13 protein-coding genes and 2 tRNA genes are annotated in these 17,319 nt (G+C 42.8%); 5 read left to right on the top strand and 10 right to left on the bottom strand.

Annotated features, from left to right (window positions below; translation table 11 throughout):
- Positions 1 to 5: 5 nt before the first annotated feature.
- From JMV76_RS04240 to tpiA, 8 genes are all read right to left on the bottom strand, one after another.
- Positions 6 to 410, bottom strand: a complete 405-nt coding sequence (locus tag JMV76_RS04240; RefSeq protein ID WP_045443024.1) for a ribosome-binding factor A — start codon at positions 408 to 410, stop codon at positions 6 to 8.
- Between the two features lie 203 nt (positions 411 to 613).
- A complete protein-coding gene (infB, locus tag JMV76_RS04235) occupies positions 614 to 3,340 on the bottom strand; it encodes a translation initiation factor IF-2 (protein ID WP_201501752.1) in 2,727 nt (908 codons plus the stop codon).
- A 151-nt stretch (positions 3,341 to 3,491) separates the two neighbouring features.
- Positions 3,492 to 4,976 carry a transcription termination factor NusA gene (gene nusA / locus JMV76_RS04230; protein ID WP_055123697.1) on the bottom strand — a complete coding sequence of 495 codons (1,485 nt, stop codon included), beginning with the start codon at positions 4,974 to 4,976 and terminating at the stop codon, positions 3,492 to 3,494.
- 158 nt (positions 4,977 to 5,134) lie between these two features.
- Positions 5,135 to 5,635, bottom strand: a complete 501-nt coding sequence (gene rimP, locus JMV76_RS04225) for a ribosome maturation factor RimP (RefSeq protein WP_045454872.1) — start codon at positions 5,633 to 5,635, stop codon at positions 5,135 to 5,137.
- 446 nt (positions 5,636 to 6,081) lie between these two features.
- Positions 6,082 to 6,158: transfer RNA gene (locus JMV76_RS04220), tRNA-Met, on the bottom strand.
- A gap of 125 nt (positions 6,159 to 6,283) precedes the next feature.
- A tRNA-Leu gene (locus JMV76_RS04215) sits at positions 6,284 to 6,367 on the bottom strand.
- Positions 6,368 to 6,553: 186 nt separating this feature from the next.
- Entirely contained in the window at positions 6,554 to 6,862 is a 309-nt protein-coding gene (gene secG, locus JMV76_RS04210) for a preprotein translocase subunit SecG (protein WP_045454869.1), read from the bottom strand.
- Between the two features lie 214 nt (positions 6,863 to 7,076).
- Positions 7,077 to 7,889: a triose-phosphate isomerase gene (tpiA, locus tag JMV76_RS04205; protein WP_201501751.1), complete on the bottom strand. Its 813-nt coding sequence runs from the start codon at positions 7,887 to 7,889 to the stop codon at positions 7,077 to 7,079.
- 638 nt (positions 7,890 to 8,527) lie between these two features.
- Between tpiA and pilB the strand changes: the two genes are divergently transcribed.
- The 4 genes from pilB to coaE all read left to right on the top strand — a co-directional run bounded on the left by pilB (position 8,528) and on the right by coaE (position 13,592).
- The gene (gene pilB, locus JMV76_RS04200; protein ID WP_201501750.1) at positions 8,528 to 10,237 is read left to right on the top strand and encodes a type IV-A pilus assembly ATPase PilB; all 1,710 of its coding nucleotides are present in this window, start codon (positions 8,528 to 8,530) and stop codon (positions 10,235 to 10,237) included.
- Between the two features lie 392 nt (positions 10,238 to 10,629).
- Positions 10,630 to 11,853, top strand: a complete 1,224-nt coding sequence (locus JMV76_RS04195) for a type II secretion system F family protein (protein WP_045454865.1) — start codon at positions 10,630 to 10,632, stop codon at positions 11,851 to 11,853.
- A 25-nt stretch (positions 11,854 to 11,878) separates the two neighbouring features.
- Positions 11,879 to 12,781, top strand: coding sequence for a prepilin peptidase (locus JMV76_RS04190; protein ID WP_201501749.1), 903 nt, complete (start codon positions 11,879 to 11,881; stop codon positions 12,779 to 12,781).
- A gap of 124 nt (positions 12,782 to 12,905) precedes the next feature.
- The gene (coaE, locus tag JMV76_RS04185) at positions 12,906 to 13,592 is read left to right on the top strand and encodes a dephospho-CoA kinase (RefSeq protein ID WP_045454863.1); all 687 of its coding nucleotides are present in this window, start codon (positions 12,906 to 12,908) and stop codon (positions 13,590 to 13,592) included.
- Here coaE and rlmB read toward each other — a convergent pair.
- Together rlmB and ppnP are read right to left on the bottom strand one after the other, a co-directional pair.
- Complete coding sequence (gene rlmB / locus JMV76_RS04180; protein ID WP_055123702.1) at positions 13,555 to 14,325, bottom strand: 23S rRNA (guanosine(2251)-2'-O)-methyltransferase RlmB; 771 nt, start codon at positions 14,323 to 14,325, stop codon at positions 13,555 to 13,557. The two genes, coaE and rlmB, sit on opposite strands and share 38 nt — an antisense overlap.
- Positions 14,326 to 14,537: 212 nt before the next feature.
- A complete protein-coding gene (gene ppnP, locus JMV76_RS04175; protein WP_201501748.1) occupies positions 14,538 to 14,873 on the bottom strand; it encodes a pyrimidine/purine nucleoside phosphorylase in 336 nt (111 codons plus the stop codon).
- Positions 14,874 to 15,606: 733 nt separating this feature from the next.
- Between ppnP and recN the strand changes: the two genes are divergently transcribed.
- On the top strand, positions 15,607 to 17,286 hold the full coding sequence (recN, locus tag JMV76_RS04170) for a DNA repair protein RecN (protein ID WP_201501747.1): 1,680 nt from the start codon (positions 15,607 to 15,609) through the stop codon (positions 17,284 to 17,286).
- The last annotated feature ends 33 nt before the right edge of the window (positions 17,287 to 17,319 follow it).

The raw sequence follows: 17,319 nt of genomic DNA, 5'->3' as shown, positions 1-17,319 counted from the left end.
CCCTTCTACTCTTCGTTTTCTTGCTCGTCAGACTCATTTTCTTCAGTCTTAATAACTGCTTTACTGATTAAATCCATCATGTAATTACCACGAGCAGTCACTTCGTCATAATGAAAACGCAAGCGTGGTGTGGTACGTGTTTTGAGACTATGGCTCAATTCAGTACGCAAAAAGCCCGCCGCTTTATTAAGTACTTTGATACTCTCTTCATGATTGGTCTTATTCATGGAATCATTAAGCTCAGGCTCCATGATGGTGACATAGACATCAGCATATCCTAAGTCAGGACTAACTTTGACACTAGAAATAGTGACAAAACCAGTTAAACGAGGGTCATTGACTGCATCACGGATGAGAACAGCAAGCTCACGCTGAATTTGGTCGGCTAAGCGTTGTAGACGTTGGTTCATATTTTTACCTTACTTTAATATGGCTTATTTTCACTGATTGATATATTGGCTCATTAACAAATTTTAGGACTAATAGTTGGTAAAAAAGGCCTAGCAGGATGTACCTGTTAGGCCTAAGTACAGCTAGATATTAAGAAGATACTAACCTGCTCAGCTGATTAAGCATATTGCATGATTAGATATCCTGCTATCGAACTGTAACGTTAGATAGTACGTGCAAACTCTTGGATTTCAAAGACTTCGATCTTATCGCCAGCTTCGACATCATAGCCACGAACAGCCATACCACATTCCATACCAGTACGTACTTCATTAACGTCTTCTTTATAGCGACGCAATGATTGCAATTGACCGGTAAAGATAACTTGGTCATCACGCAATACGCGGATCGGTTTGTTGCGATAAATTGTACCTTCAACCACCATACAACCAGCAGCAGCACCGAACTTACTAGAACGGAATACTTCACGAACGTCTGCAACACCAAGGATTTTCTCACGATGTTCTGGCGCAAGCATACCACTCATAGCTGCTTTGACATCATCAATCAAACCATAGATAACGCTGTAATAACGGATATCCATGTTGGCGGCATCCGCTTTGCGACGTGCGGTCGCATCAGCACGAACGTTGAAACCTAACAATACCGCTTCGCTAGATTCTGCAAGTGTCACATCAGATTCAGAGATAGGACCGACGCCTGAGCTGATTACTCTGACTTTAACTTCATCAGTTGATAGCTCATTCAATGCAGAAAGCAGTGCTTCAAGCGAACCACGAACATCGGTTTTCAATACGATATTCAAGAATGACACATCGCCTTGTTCCATCTGATCAAACATGCTTTCTAAACGCATGGCATTCTGACGTTCAAGTTGACGCTCACGCTCACGGTTGCTTCTAAACTCTGCCACTTCGCGAGCTTTTTTCTCGTCGGTTAAGACTAAGAACTCGCTGCCAGCTGCTGGTGTTTCAGGTAGGCCTAAAATTTCTACAGGGATAGAAGGACCTGCTGATTGAATACGCTTACCATGTTCATCAGTCATCGCACGAACTTTACCGTAATGCTCGCCGGCCAATACCAAGTCGCCTTGCTTCAATGTACCTTTTTTAACTAAGACGCTAACAACTGGACCGCGCCCTTTTTCAAGTCTTGATTCAATGACCACACCTTGAGCAGCGCCATCTAACGGTGCTTCTAGCTCCATTAGTTCAGCTTGTAGGCTAATAAGTTCTAACAGCTCATCAATACCATCACCAGTTTTGGCTGAGATGCGAGCCATTGGGGTATCACCGCCCCACTCTTCTGAAACAACTTCTTTAGCAGTTAATTCATTAAGGACGCGATCTGGATCAGCGCTTGGCTTATCCATTTTATTAATTGCAACGATAATTGGTGTACCAGCAGCACGGGCATGATCAATAGCTTCTGCTGTTTGCGGCATCATACCATCATCAGCGGCCACAACTAACACAACAATATCAGTCGCCTGTGCACCGCGTGAACGCATAGCACTAAAGGCGGCGTGACCTGGAGTATCAAGGAAGGTAATCACACCACGATCGGTTTTAACGTGATAAGCACCGATATGCTGAGTAATACCACCTGCTTCACCAGTTGCCACTTTTGTTTCACGAATTTTATCAAGTAATGATGTCTTACCGTGATCGACGTGACCCATGATTGTGACGACTGGCGGACGAGTTTGAACGTTACTGCTACGCTCATCAACGGCGTCTTGTAGATCGTCTTCAACCTTAGTATCACTAACCAGTACTGGATTGTGACCCATCTCTTCAACGAGCAAACTTGCTGTCGCTTGATCAATCGTATCTGACTCACGAGCCATCTCACCCATTTTCATAAGCAATTTGGTGACTTCGCGCGCTTTAACTGCCATACGTTGAGCAAGATCTGCAACGGTAATTTGTTCACTAATCTCAACATCGTAAACAATTTTTTCAACAGGCTTTTCGAACTTATGCTGTGATGCTTGCGTTGAACGCAAACCGTTTTTACGGTTTTTGATCTCACGCTCATCTTGATTCTTACGACGACCACGGCCACGAGCACTAGTACTACTGGTGCCACGCTTGATTTCACGACGTTCTTTTTCAAACGATTCTTCTAAGGCATCACCAACCAAACCTTCTGCTAGTGGCTCGTCTTTACGAACTTCAGAAGCAGGCTGATCTGTATATTTTCCAGCCATTTTACGCATTTGTTCAAGCGTACGTTTCTGTGCTTCTTCAGCTTGAGCGCGGCGTGTTTCTGTTTCGATTTCACGTAAACGAGCTTCTTCTTTCTCACGCATTTCGCGCGCTTTACGCTCAACTGCCGTTTCAACTTTCGGTTTCGTCGCTGCAACTTTTTTCTTCGGTTGGTCTTTAGGTTTGACTTCGACAGTGGTTTTGCCACCTTTTTTCACAACCACTGAGGTTGAGATATCGTCGTTTTTATCATCTGACTTTTTGCTAGAGCCTAAGCTTGCACGCATTGCCGCCAAGGTTGCAGCTTGACGTTCTTCAGATTTTTTCTTAGTAGCAGCACGCTCTTCAGCATCTTTAGCAGCACGCGCTTGCGACTCAATCATCGCTTGCTCACGCGCAGCCAACTCTTCAGCCATTTTTTCTGGATCAGGCTTTTCAAATACTTTCTTTTTACGCACTTCCACATTGACGCTCTTAGATTTACCTGAAGAGCCGGTCACGCGCGCAGTGCTAGTTGTCTTAGATTTAAGACTAATACGACGCTTTTCTTGCTGACCATGACTTTGCTTTAAATACGTCACCAACTTCTCTTGCTCAAGCTCAGTGACTAGGTCACCCTCTGCACGAGCAGGCAGTCCAGCATCTACCAATTGCTGTTGTACAGCACTTGCGGTTTTGCCTACCATATCTGCCAGTTCTTTGACGGTCTTATCTGCCATTTATTATCACCTACTGTCTATTATTTGCTATATGTTCAATTCAGTTGTTGGCTACAAATGATTGGGGTAAGGCTGGTATTGGTACTGCGTTCATACCAGCACTTTATTATCGATAGCATATCACTAAAAGACAGCGATATGCAGTTACCGCTTATTCATTGAACCAAGATTCCCGAGCTTTCATGATGAGTTTTCCTGCGGTTTCAGAGTCTAAACCTTCGATATCTTCGAGATCGAAGACTGCTTGTTCTGCCAAATCATCAACGGTAATAATGTCTTTTTGTGCCATTTTATAAGCCCAATTGACTGTCATACCTTCAAGCTCTTGTAGCTCTTGACTTGGCTCTTTCATGTTCTGTTGTTTGACCAGCTCATCAGCGATGACGACTTCTTTTGCACGCTCTTGAATCATCTCAATCGCTTCATCGTCTAGACCTTCGATATCGTAAAAGGTTTCAACTGGTACGTAAGCCACTTCTTCAATACTGGTAAAACCAATATCGACCAGTGCTTGCGCTAAGTCTTTATCCACTTCTAAACGTTCATAGAATAATTCGATAAAGGCTTTCGATTCGTTTTGTTGACGCTGCTGATATTCTTCTTCTAGCATCATATTAAGCTTATAGCCCGTTAGCTCAGACGCCAAACGTACGTTTTGACCTTGTGAACCGATCGCACGCGCCAACTGATCATTGGTGCTAAAGATAATATCAGCCGTTTGCGTATCTTCATCCAAGATGATGCTACTGACGTCAGCTGGCTCTAAAGCACTGATAATGAACTGTGCTGGATCATCTGACCATACCACCACATCAATGCGTTCGCCATCAAGCTCCTGCTGTACGGCTTGGATACGTGTACCACGCATACCAATACAAGCACCAACTGGATCGATACGATGATCGTTGGTTTTCACAGCTATTTTAGCACGAGTACCCGGCAAGCGCGCGACGTTGCGGATTTCAATAATTTGTTCGGCAATTTCAGGCACTTCTTTTTGCATCAATGCTGAAAGCATTTCAGGATGAGTACGAGACAGTAGCAACTGAGCGCCGCGGTTTTCACGGTTTACATGATACAAAATGGCATTGATACGTGATTTTGCACGTAATTGCTCACGCGGCAGCATCTGATCACGTGACAAATAGCCTTCGGCATTGTCACCTAGATCAATGATATAGCCATCACGAGTCTGCTTCTTGACTTCGCCATACATCATCTCGCCAACACGTGGCTCAAAAGCATCTGCTACTAAATTACGCTCAGCTTCACGAATCTTTTGGATGATGACTTGTTTGGCTTGCGTCGCAGCAATACGACCAAACTCAATCGATTCAATCTGTTCTTCTTTGACATCACCGATTGACCATTCTTCTGGATCAAGATCGCTGATGGCTAGCTGACAAGCCGGCATTTCATGGTCTTCATCTGCAACCACTGTCCAGTAACGATAAGTATCATAATCGCCCGTTGTACGGTCAATAGCAACCCGTACTGCCACTTCTGGCTGTTCGGTGTATACTTTTTTCTTAGTCGATACCACCAAAGCATCTTCTATCGCTTCAAAGATATCTTCAGGATTTAAGCCCTTTTCATTACTGACAGTTTCTACTACCGTTAAGATTTCACGACTCATGCTATACCTGTCCTATCATTTTTAATTGACTTAAATTTTATAATTTATGTATTGCTATTATATTTTCACCGTAAGCTATATAAGCTGTTTGGATATTAAAATGCTGATGGATGATTTGTTACTTCAAGTTTTCAAATCAAACCAAGCTGTACAAAAGCTTAGGCATCTTCATAAATCAAATTGGCTTTATCAATATTACTCAGTGCAATCTCAAACTGCTGACCATCGCTTGATGTCAGATTTAAGACATTTGCATCGATACTATCTAAAGTACCTGTCGCTTTGCGACGTTTTTGATCACCTTCACCAATCGCTTGTATTAAACGCAAGCTGACGGTTTGACCAACATAGGCATGCATCTGCTCATCGGAAAAGAATGCACGGTCGAAACCTGGTGAAGAGACTTCTAAGATAAACTCACCAGCAATCGGATCATGAACCTCAAGAATACCACTCACTTGATGGTTCACTGCTGCACAGTTTTCAATGGTTACTTGTTTATTTTGAGCCTGCTCTTCTGGCAATGCCTCAATATAGATGCGTAATAAAGAGCGATTGCCTTGCGGTGCAAACTCGATACCCCATAATGCCACATCGCAAGCCGCGACGGCAGGAGCAATAATATTGGTTAGTTCTGTAACTTTGGTTGAAAGCTTCATAATCTATTTATCTTTTCCTATTCACGTATCTATCGTACTTAGTAAACCGCGTAATTGTCGCTCACTCATGGAGTTTATTTATTAGTGAGAGACACAATCATTATATTATCTTAAATCACAAACATATTATTTTATATGATATGCGCTTATATAGGGATGAGCACAAAAAACATCAAGCTCAGCCAGACAATGCTTTTATTATTCACAAAGCAGTACTATCGATAAAAGAGTGAGGAATAAAGGATAGTGTGCTTAAGAAGCAGCGCGCCGATAGCGGCAGGTGACAACCAATAACGAATAATATCGCACTCTATAGAACTAGAGCTTAGCATAAGTAGGATAGATACCGCGATACCACTGACCATCAGATACAAAAAAACCCACAAACATAATGGTGGGCTAATCGTTACTGACAAATTTAGTGTACAAAACATCAGTATAAAAAGTGGTAGCGGGGGCTGGATTTGAACCAACGACCTTCGGGTTATGAGCCCGACGAGCTACCAGACTGCTCCACCCCGCATCAATCTATGGTGCGTATTATAGGGAGATTTTATATAAGTGTCAATCTTTATTTTAAATAAATTAAACTAAATTTCTTACCTATATTACTAACGCCGCACTCAATACGTTACAACTTTAAAAACTTGGTGCGATTGGGGGGACTTGAACCCCCACAGCTTGCGCCACCACCCCCTCAAGATGGCGTGTCTACCATTCCACCACAATCGCATTTTTCACTGCTCTATTATTACTATCTAATCTATCATAATAGATGCTTAAGGTAGGCATCGATAGAATCAGACTGCTAAAACAGAAAAGCATTGTAAATCTAACGCCTCAAAATAGCAAGAGCTGCCTCAATTAAAAGGCAATGACTAAAGACAGCTAGTAAAGGCAAGTGTCTTTAAAGTACAGTTATTGAGAATTCTGTGTCAATGGACGCGGCGTTTGTGGTGCTGACACAGGTGCATCTAAACGGAACTGATCTTCAGCCTGTTTGCGCGCATGAACGGCTAGCGTCATACTGGTGATAAAAAATATCACTGTTAAGACTGCTGTCGCACGCGTTAAAAAGTTCGCTGTTCCTGCCGCACCAAAGACCGTACCTGACGAGCCAGCGCCAAAAGAAGCTCCAGCGTCTGCCCCTTTACCATGCTGTATCAAAATCAAGCCGATCATGGCAATCGCCACGATAATATGCAGGGCTAATATAAACGTAAACATGGTGGCCTCTTTTGCCGCGTAATGACGACTGATAACGGAAAATAAATCTTACGGTTAATAGGAATAGCAATTGACGGGTAATGCTGCCAAATCGATTATATAAATAAGGCGCATTGTACACGATTGCAAGGGCACTGTTAAACCTACTTTTGCCAACTGATAAAGACATTTTATAATCGAGACCGCTATGAAATGCACGTTTTATCTCTATTAACTAGTCTTTAGCTCGACTAAAGGCATTGGCAATTGCCAAAAAACTCTCTACCTTTAATGATGCGCCGCCAACCAATGCCCCATCAATCATAGGATCTGCGGCAAAGCTATCAGCATTGTCCGCATTGACACTACCACCATATAGCACACTCATTACCTTTAGTGATTCTGCAAAGCCTGTGATGGTTTGCTTAATATGCTGATGCGTTTGACTGACTTCGCTCACGGTTGGGACTTTGCCAGTACCAATCGCCCACACTGGCTCATAAGCAATGATCAGGCGATTAGATAGTGATGATATGAGATCTGGTTGAGTAGTAATTACTTCTTTTATGACTGATAACTGAGTGTCAATTACGTCAAGGGTTTGCTTATCATCATATTGAGCCTGAGTTTCACCAATACAAAATACCATACCCAAACCTTGGGTGAGTGCGTGAGTCACTTTTTGCAATAACGTATCGTGAGACTCGCTATGATACTGGCGACGCTCAGAATGACCCAGTATCGTCCAAGTTGCCCCAGCGTCTGCTATTTGCTGTGCTGAGCAATCGCCTGTATAAGCGCCAACGCTAGCACTATGCGCACTGACGTCTTGCGCTGCACTCAATATCGAACTACCGGCTAAACGCGCACTGACAGCTGCCAGATGAATACAGCTTGGTGCCACCATCAACTGACAGCGACTATTTGACCGTTCTGTGTCGGCTTGCTCTTTAGCATCAATCGTAGTCAACAAATTATTCAACAACAAATCGACGTCGTGACTCGTTGCTGGATTTTGTTTCCAATTACCAATTACCCAAGCTTGCATACTCATCTACCTTGTTTCATCTATTCTTGCCAATTTGGCTAATATGCGCGCCAGTATAACAAATAATTCCCAAGTGCTATAGTATGCTGCCGCCAGCAGAAAAACAGACAGTCAGTGCGAATATTTACTAGGGCTTGTCCTCACTCTAAAAAATTATGATGAAAATGAGATAAATTGATATCAAACAATGAAAGTAGCGCAAATATTATCGAGATATTGATAGGCTACTCGACGATGTTTGGCAAAATCCAACCATTTTCAACTTATTTAGAGGATAGTCTATTAAATTGAGGATACGCTCTAGACATTGTCTCAAGCTATAATTTTTTGGGTCAAGCACTCAATCGTTCATATAAAACCTTTAAACTAAAGTAATGTTTTATAGTATTGTGTCTATATATAACAGAACATTATCAACAATCTAATGACCAAGCTACTGATGACCTACACTATTAAAACGCTTTCTCTGCTAAATCTCTTGTAAGAGCATCTCTGCATTGACTGTTATTAATGATAGCCCAAAGGCTAACAATGACTTATAGCAGGTATCTGTTAAAAATTATAATAGTAAGTGGCTCTCAGAAGTGTATGGATTTCAGACAAATATATAGCATATGGGGTATTAAGGAGAAGTCGTAATGTCTATCACCACGAGCAAATATGGTGGTTTAGCGCACCAGCTAATCAGCGAAGGTATCGTCAGCGAAGCGAATATGAAAATCGCGCAGACCGAATCGCAACAGCAACAAGTAGGACTAGTGCCCTACCTAGTCGACAATAAATTGGCAGATGCTTATCATCTTGCGCAGATGTTGTCACAAGCTTTTGGTGATCCTCTTTTCGACCTTGATGCCTTACATATTGATGTCATTCCAAAAGACTTAGTAGATGAAAAAATCGTTCGTAAATTTAATGCGTTGCCACTATTCAAACGAGGACAGCGTTTATTCGTCGCATTGAGTGATCCAACTCGTGTGGATGCAATCGACGCTATTGCTTTTAATTCACGGCTGTCTATTGAAACTATTGTCGTCGAAGAAGATAAGTTAAAAAAGCGTATTGAAAGTCTTTACGCTGATACCATGCAAAATTTTAATAGCTTCTCTGATAGCGATTTAAATATTGGCTTTGATGAAGGTGAAGAAGAGGAAAGCGAGACCAAGCTTAGTGATAGCGTCGAGGAAGCACCTGTTGTAAAATTTGTTAATAAAATGCTGGTTGATGCCATTCGTATGGGCGCCTCTGATTTGCACTTTGAACCCTATGAAAAAACCTATCGCGTTCGCTTTCGTGTCGATGGGGTGATGCAAAAAATGGCCAATCCACCTGTACAACTGGCTGGGAAAATTGCGGCCCGTTTAAAAGTCATGTCGCAGATGGATATTTCAGAGCGCCGTGTGCCACAAGATGGACGTATCAAGCTCAAGATATCTAAAGATAAAGCCATCGACTTTCGAGTAAGCTGTCTGCCTACCCTATTTGGCGAAAAACTTGTACTTCGTATTTTGGATCCTTCTTCAGCGATGTTGGGTATTGAAGCGCTCGGTTATGAACCTGATCAGAAAGATATGTTTTTAGAGGCACTGCATAAACCGCAAGGTATGTTGCTTATCACGGGACCAACTGGTTCTGGTAAGACCGTGTCGCTTTATACTGGTATTAATATTTTAAATACTGGCGCGACCAACATATCCACTGCTGAAGATCCAGTGGAGATTAACTTGGAGGGGATCAATCGAGTCAGCGTCAATCCAAAAGTGGGTCTAACTTTCGCAAATGCCCTCAAATCTTTTTTACGCCAAGATCCTGATATTGTCATGGTTGGTGAGATTCGTGACCTTGAAACTGCTGAAATTGCAATTAAAGCAGCGCAAACAGGGCATATGGTGCTCTCAACCCTACATACCAACTCAGCACCTGAAACACTGACGCGGCTGCGTAACATGGGTGTGGCCTCCTTTAATATCGCGACTTCAGTGAACTTGGTTATCGCCCAGCGCCTAGCACGACGTTTGTGTAAAAACTGCAAAAAACCTATTAACATCCCTAAGCAAAGTCTGCTTGAGCTCGGCTTTACAGACGCCGATTTGGACAATCCAGACAATATCATTCACGAGCCAGTAGGCTGTAATGAATGCCGTGAAGGTTATAAAGGACGAGTCGGTATCTACGAAGTCATGAAAGTCAGCCCTGATATCTCACGCATCATTATGGAAGACGGTAACGCGATAGATATTAAAGACGCTGCACTTAAAAATGGCTTCCGAGACCTGCGTCGCTCTGGCATTTTAAAAGTCTTGCAAGGCGTAACCAGTATTCAAGAAATGATGCGCGTTACTTCCGAGTAAGGATGTTTGCTTTTTTACAGGTCAAATACGCACAGAAAAAAGCACTGCTGATTGCTGAAAGGGAACGTTCAAAGCGACTAACCAACTACTTTTTAATCTTTAGCTATCTAAAAAGCAGTCTTTGTCAGTGCGATGGTGAAAAGTATAGTCGAAAGTTCAGAATCACTCTTATATGAATAATGCCATTATTTATATGAGGACTTATATGATGGGTGGTAATCGTACAGACTTTTATAAATTAGCAATAATCCCTACCAGATATACTTAAATATAAAACAGAGTTATACTGGTTTTTTACGTTAAAATAAAGTATGCCTTTTTTATGTAATTAGTCAGGCATCGTTGTACATCTTTGCAATATCTATATTAGACAATATTTTGAGGGTAGTAACATGGCAAAAGCGAAGACCGACATGCTGTTAGACTTTGTCTATGATGGGGTGAATCGACGCGGACAAAAAGTAAAAGGGGAGACCACCAGCCGTAGTTTAGAGTTAGCAAAAGCGACTTTACGCAAACAAGGTATCAGCGTCAAAGGTATTAAGAAAAAACCGAAGCCGCTTTACACTTTCAAGAAATCCATCAAACCCATGGATATTGCTATTTTTGCCCGTCAATTGGCTACTATGATGAAAGCGGGCGTGCCATTGACCCAATCCTTTGAGATTGTTGCTGACTCACTTGATAACCCCAGTATGAAAGACTTGGTATTACAAATAAAATCTGACATTGAAGCGGGTGGAACCTTTGCTTCAGCATTACGCAAGCACCCGCGTTATTTTGATGATCTGTTTTGTTCACTCGTCGATTCTGGTGAGCAGTCAGGTGCACTGGAAACCATGCTTGAACGCGTCGCGACCTATAAAGAAAAAAGTGAATTACTCAAATCTAAAATTAAAAAAGCAGTAAAATATCCTATTGCAGTCATCGTAGTCGCTATCATTGTCACCATGATTCTATTGATAAAAGTAGTTCCAGTTTTCTCAGATTTATTCGAATCTTTTGGTGCAGAGCTGCCTGCTTTTACCCAAATGGTTGTCAATATGTCTGAGTGGATGCAGGCGTGGTGGTTTATTTTAATCATCATTATCGGCGGTACTATCGTTGGCTTTTCAGAGGCGAAAAAACGCTCTAAGAAATTCCGTGACTTTTTAGACCGTGCGGTTTTAAAGGTTCCAGTATTTGGCAATATCGCTTATCAAGCGATTATTGCGCGTTTTGCTCGTACACTATCGACGACCTTTGCTGCAGGCGTGCCGCTTATTGATGCCCTCGATTCTACAGCGGGTGCAACCAATAATGTTGTATTTTATAATGCCACTCAGCAAATCAAAAATGATGTTTCTACTGGTCAACAGCTACAGTTTTCAATACGTTCTACTAATTTATTTCCAAGTATGGCTATTCAAATGGTTGGCATCGGTGAAGAGTCTGGTAGCTTAGAAGAGATGCTTGATAAAGTAGCAGTATATTATGAAAACGAAGTCGATAATGCCGTTGATGGTCTAACTAGCTTGATGGAGCCTATGATTATGGCAGTGCTCGGTGTATTAGTAGGTGGCTTGGTGATTGCCATGTATTTACCGATTTTCCAGATGGGCGCAGTAGTAGGCTAAAAGCTATTTAAAGGACAGCTTGTTCATGCAATTTATAGAGTTATTACAAGATAATATGCCTATCGCTTTAGGCATATTCGGCCTATTAGGTCTTTGTGTTGGCAGTTTTTTAAATGTGGTGATCCACCGTATTCCGCTGATGATGGTTTATAGTTGGCGACAAGAGTGCAGCCAGTTTATGTCAGAACAAGCAGACATGCCTCGCGAACACACTCTGCCCCTAACAAATATCGTAGCAGCTGACCAGCCGATTACTTTGAGTCGACCAGCCTCACGCTGCCCTCATTGCGCCCACAAAATAAAGTGGTACGAAAACATACCGTTAATTAGCTGGTTAATACTACGTGGCCGTTGCTCAGAATGTAAAGCTGCGATTGGACTGCGTTATCCACTAGTCGAGCTAGCAACAGCCCTACTGTCAGTATTAGTCATTTATCAGTTTGGCGTAACTGCAGCTGGCTTGTCGGCCATGATTTTGGTATGGACGCTGGTTGCCTTAACCGGTATTGATTTTGATACCCAATTACTGCCTGATCGCTTGACCTTTCCATTAGCAGGTTTAGGATTAGCAGTGAATTCACAAGGCTGGTTTGTCTCACCTACCCAGTCAATTTGGGGCTTATTGCTAGGATTTTTGTCATTGTGGATAGTGGTTAAGATATTTTATCTAATCACTAAAAAGCATGGTATGGGGCAGGGAGATTTCAAATTATTGGCAGTATTAGGTGCTTGGCTTGGACCCATGATGTTGCCATTGATTATTTTATTGTCTTCTCTATTAGGCTCAATCGTTGGGATTATTTTGATGAAGAAACAGGGTGAAAGCAAGCCGTTTGCCTTTGGTCCTTATATCGCTATCGCTGGTATTGTTGCTTTATTATATGGCTCAGATATCGTCAACTGGTATCTCGGCATGTATACTTACTAAATTGTCCTAGAAAGTATTTCGGTCGCTCCTTTTCAAGCAGATACCAAATCTTAAAATAGACACCAAAATACTTTCTTAGCTTATAACCATCACTGTCATTATATCGAGCAGATAAGTCATTATTATGTCAAAACAAGCATCTTCACCTTATTCTCATAAGCCCCAGACCCCTCAAAAGAAAAGCAAAACCTTAGTAGTTGGCTTAACGGGTGGTATCGGTAGTGGTAAGTCCGCTGCGAGTGCTTGGTTCGCTGAGCAAGGCATTGACATTATCGATGCGGATGTAATTGCCCATGAAGTCGTCGCTAAAGGTAGCACCACTCTGCACAAAATCCAGAAAAAATTTGGTGATTGGGTTTTGAATAGTGATGGATCAATGGATCGAGTGGCAGTAAGAACGCACGTCTTTTCACATCCTGAGGCATTGATTGAGTTAGAAGCCATCACTCACCCAGCGATACGCGAAGCAGCAAAAGCACAGTTGGCAACCAGTACTTCGCCTTACGTGATATTGTCAGCGCCTTTACTTATTGAAGCAGCAGAAGCAGGGCTTGCCAATTTATGCCAACGTATCTTAGTAATGGATGCCACCGAAGATACGCAGATTGCGCGTGCCAGTCAGCGCGACGAACAAAGCATACAAAAAATCAAAGCCATCATGGTGAATCAGCTGAGCCGCGAAGAGCGTAATCGTCATGCAGATGATGTGGTGCTCAACGAAAGTGATCTTGCGGCTCTGTATGTGCAATTAGCGCCATTACACCAAGAATATCTTAAGCTTGCCCAGCAGCTAAAGTACGCTGTCGATTGACTTCATATAGCGCCATACCAGTGGCAACACTCACATTTAGACTTTGAAGGTTGCCATGCTCATTTCCTGACATCGGAATATACACCAGCTCATCACAGCTCTCCATAGTCAGGCGACGCATCCCCTCACCTTCTGAACCCATGATAATGGCTGTTTTGCCAGTCAGATCAGCAGCATGAATGGGTTTGGCATCCGCATTAAGCGCTGTACCAAACACAAATACCCCAGCATTTTTGATTTGCGTGAGCGTACGTGCCAGATTGGTAACACTAATAATCGGCATCATCTCTGCTGCACCGACTGATACTTTAGCCACTGTTGGTGTCAGACTTGCCGCATGATGTTTCGGACAAACCACGGCATCCACACCCATCGCCACTGCGGTACGCAAGCAAGCACCAAAGTTATGTGCATCCGTAATTTGATCTAAGACCAATAATAAGCATTGGTCACGCCCAGCAAGGGTAGCAAGCAAGCCTTCATCAGCAAATCCTAAAGGACGCGCATTCAGCACCACACCTTGGTGCTGCGGGCTGCCACACAATTGCGTGAGTTTGTCTTTTTGCGTGGGTTGGATACTGATACCATTGTCACGTGCTTGCGCCATAATCGCTTGTACATGGCTATCAGTCTCACGACCTTGCTGCACAAACAAGCTTAGCCCATCTAAAGGACGATATTCGAGTAAGGCATCAATCGCATGAATGCCATAAAAATAGGTAGGTTTTGCCATAATAGGCCTATTGATTATAAAGTGGGTATCGCGCTATATGATAAAAACTAGGCGATAAAAAGAGATGACAGTAATTGTATCAATAAATGGATATCTGCATATAAATAATATCAGCAGAAAAAGAAAAACCTTACCAATCCGATAAGGTTTTTCTTTTTTTGAGTAAAAGGCTTTTTGCTGTCATCAATCACTTAATAACAGCTTTAGCAAACTTACCCTTCTAAGTGGCAGATATATTGAACAATTTCTTCTGTCCGCAGATTAAAACCACTATTGCCTCCAACCACGAATGATTGACCAGCGCGGTAATAGCTGAATTCTTCATCACCATTAATTTTGACCTCACACTCACCGCCCGTGATTTCGATACGCTCGGAGGTATTGGTGCTAAAATGGTAATGCTCAACCAAATTATCACAAGGCAAGATAACGCCCAATGTTTTATGTCGACCATCTTCGAACATAATAGTGTGGCTTGAACAACGACCATCATAAGATACCGTCGCTTGAGCATTGACTGTTACATTAGTAAATTGCGCCGCTGTCATAGTGGCTTCCTTATCAAATAATCATTACGAAACTAAAAAATAAGTAATTGGTTAGAGTACCGCCAGAGTTGCGTCGTTAACCGACACCTCTGTACTACGTACTGTATCCTTCTATACTAGGTATCTGTGCGCTAAAGCTAGCCACAGGTTCTATGAAAATACTTTAGAATAATGACCGAGTGGCATACTCTTCCAACTATACGCCTATCATTTTACAAAATTATGACTCGTTATCGTGTATTACACCGTACTAATCTAATCAGAAGAGTTTATCATTATGTGAGATTATGCTACCACATTATATCTATAAAGTTTGTTAAAGCGACTAGGAAAATGCTGTTTGATGCGAATCTTAAACTTACTTACTCATCTTTTTTTGAGTCAGCACCTTATCACTATAATGGAGCTTTTTTTATACATTTGATCCGCAACCATTCTTAGTCTAACGCCATCATTTTGACAGGCTTAGTCATCTTAATGATTGATATTGTGAATATTATGATGACGACTCATTGCCAGTTTTTGATAGCTTTATGGTAATCTTCCAAGAATAAATTCTATTATACAGTGCCTGAAAGTTTGTATTTAAGCGCGTTTAACATCATACTATTTGCCTATAACATTTATCTCATTAACACGGTTAAATGAATAATTTCACTCCCTTATCTACCCTACTTTATCTATGGCTTCTTGAGATTTATATGAAGTCTATTGTCTGTCATGAGAGGCGTTGATGCTAGTATCATTAACTTTACATCAGTTTGCGTTGATCGCTCAGCATGAGCTGAGTGTGGCCGAAGGCTTCAATGTCATCACTGGTGAGACCGGTGCTGGCAAGTCATTATTGCTTGATGCGCTGTCTTTATGTGTTGGTGAGCGCGCAGACAGTGCAATGGTCAGACATGGCGCAGCGCATGCAGATATCTATGCGCAGTTTGATGTAGAAAATAACGGTGTCATCGCTGAGTGGTTTGCTAAAAATGATCGAGCTCTAGAAGAGCCTGAAGTCCTCATTCGTCGTCAGCTCAGCAATAGCGGACGCTCAAAAGCGTGGTTAAATGGCACGCCTGTCAGCTTGGCAGAGCTCAAAAGCTTAGGTGCATTGCTGGTCAATATTCATAGTCAACATGCTCAGCAAGCGCTCCTCAAGCCGCAGTTTGTAGTGCAATGGCTCGACGAGATGGCACAAATCACGCCACTAGCCATACAAACTGCCAGTAGCTATCAAACCTATCAGCAGCTCAAACGCCGTGCTGACGACATTGCGAGCCGTGAGGCTCAACGACAAGACCGTATTCAACTATTGCAAAGCCAACTTGCTGATATTGCGCCGTTATTGGCGGTTGATTATGCAGAAGTTGAAGCAGAGCACGAAGAGCTGTCTAATATCGACGCCCTCATGCAAGAGGCCAGTCATGGCTTGCATCTGCTCGACAATGACACGGATGAGCCAGACGTCATGACCTTGCTTGGGCAGGCGATTAAGCTTTGTGATAATCAAATGAGTGTCAGCCAAACCTTTGAGCAAGCCTCCGAGCAGCTGCATTTAGCACAGCAACAAATTACTGAGGTAACAGGTTTACTGTCAGATTATGCTGAGCAACAGTTGCCTGATCCTGAGCGTTTGCAGACATTAGACAGTCTTATCAGCTTAGGACATCGTTTATCACGTAAACATAGCTTGCCAACGAGCGATTTAATCGATGAAGCAAAGGGCTGGGAAGCGCAATTAGAGCAGCTAAAAAACGAGCCAAGCAGTGATGCGATGGCGGCACAAATTGAACAAGCTTGGCAAGACTATCTTGCACTGGCCGCTCAGCTAAATAAAGAGCGCTCGAAAGCCGCGCCGATCGTCAGCAAACAATTAATGCAGCAACTACAACCACTCGCGCTACCCAATGCCCGCTGCGAGTTTGTCTTTACCAAAAAAGCCGATGCCAGCCAATATAGTGCGCAAGGTTGCTATGATATCGATTTATTATTTAGCGCCAACGTCGGTATGCCTATGCAGCCATTACATAAGATTGCCTCAGGCGGTGAGCTGTCACGAATGGCACTGGTGATGCAAGTACTGCAAGCGACCAATGCCGATAATAATGCCGCTAAGCCGATGCTCGTCTTTGATGAAGTCGATGTCGGTATCAGTGGCGGTACTGCGCAAGTGGTCGGTGAGCTACTGCGCGCACTTGGGCAGACGCAGCAGCTACTGGCTATTACCCACCAAGCACAAGTCGCGGCGCAAGCGCATCAGCATATTTTGGTACAAAAACATCATGACGAGCAGACCGAAAGCGAGCTATTAATACTGACTGATAGCGCGCAAGTCGACGAGCTGGCACGCATGTCTGGCGGTGTAATCATCACTGACGTCACCCGCGACCATGCGCGTAGCTTATTGACCGATGTGAAATAAAGTCTTGGTCATTCATCAACCAGTTGTGCAGCG

It is taken from the genome of Psychrobacter cibarius (genome assembly GCF_904845955.1).
In the GTDB taxonomy this organism is placed as follows: Bacteria; Pseudomonadota; Gammaproteobacteria; order Pseudomonadales; family Moraxellaceae; genus Psychrobacter; species Psychrobacter cibarius_B.
The sequence above is the reverse complement of the archived record's forward strand: the minus strand, read 5'-3'. Positions and strand labels throughout refer to the sequence as shown.

Excerpts from the sequence above, each read along its gene's own strand:
- JMV76_RS04240 (WP_045443024.1), bottom strand. The coding sequence starts at position 410 with ATGAACCAACGTCTACAACGCTTAGCCGACCAAATTCAGCGTGAGCTT.
- infB (WP_201501752.1), bottom strand. The coding sequence starts at position 3,340 with ATGGCAGATAAGACCGTCAAAGAACTGGCAGATATGGTAGGCAAAACC.
- nusA (WP_055123697.1), bottom strand. The coding sequence starts at position 4,976 with ATGAGTCGTGAAATCTTAACGGTAGTAGAAACTGTCAGTAATGAAAAG.
- rimP (WP_045454872.1), bottom strand. The coding sequence starts at position 5,635 with ATGAAGCTTTCAACCAAAGTTACAGAACTAACCAATATTATTGCTCCT.
- secG (WP_045454869.1), bottom strand. The coding sequence starts at position 6,862 with ATGTTTACGTTTATATTAGCCCTGCATATTATCGTGGCGATTGCCATG.
- tpiA (WP_201501751.1), bottom strand. The coding sequence starts at position 7,889 with ATGCAAGCTTGGGTAATTGGTAATTGGAAACAAAATCCAGCAACGAGT.
- pilB (WP_201501750.1), top strand. The coding sequence starts at position 8,528 with ATGTCTATCACCACGAGCAAATATGGTGGTTTAGCGCACCAGCTAATC.
- JMV76_RS04195 (WP_045454865.1), top strand. The coding sequence starts at position 10,630 with ATGGCAAAAGCGAAGACCGACATGCTGTTAGACTTTGTCTATGATGGG.
- JMV76_RS04190 (WP_201501749.1), top strand. The coding sequence starts at position 11,879 with ATGCAATTTATAGAGTTATTACAAGATAATATGCCTATCGCTTTAGGC.
- coaE (WP_045454863.1), top strand. The coding sequence starts at position 12,906 with ATGTCAAAACAAGCATCTTCACCTTATTCTCATAAGCCCCAGACCCCT.
- rlmB (WP_055123702.1), bottom strand. The coding sequence starts at position 14,325 with ATGGCAAAACCTACCTATTTTTATGGCATTCATGCGATTGATGCCTTA.
- ppnP (WP_201501748.1), bottom strand. The coding sequence starts at position 14,873 with ATGACAGCGGCGCAATTTACTAATGTAACAGTCAATGCTCAAGCGACG.
- recN (WP_201501747.1), top strand. The coding sequence starts at position 15,607 with ATGCTAGTATCATTAACTTTACATCAGTTTGCGTTGATCGCTCAGCAT.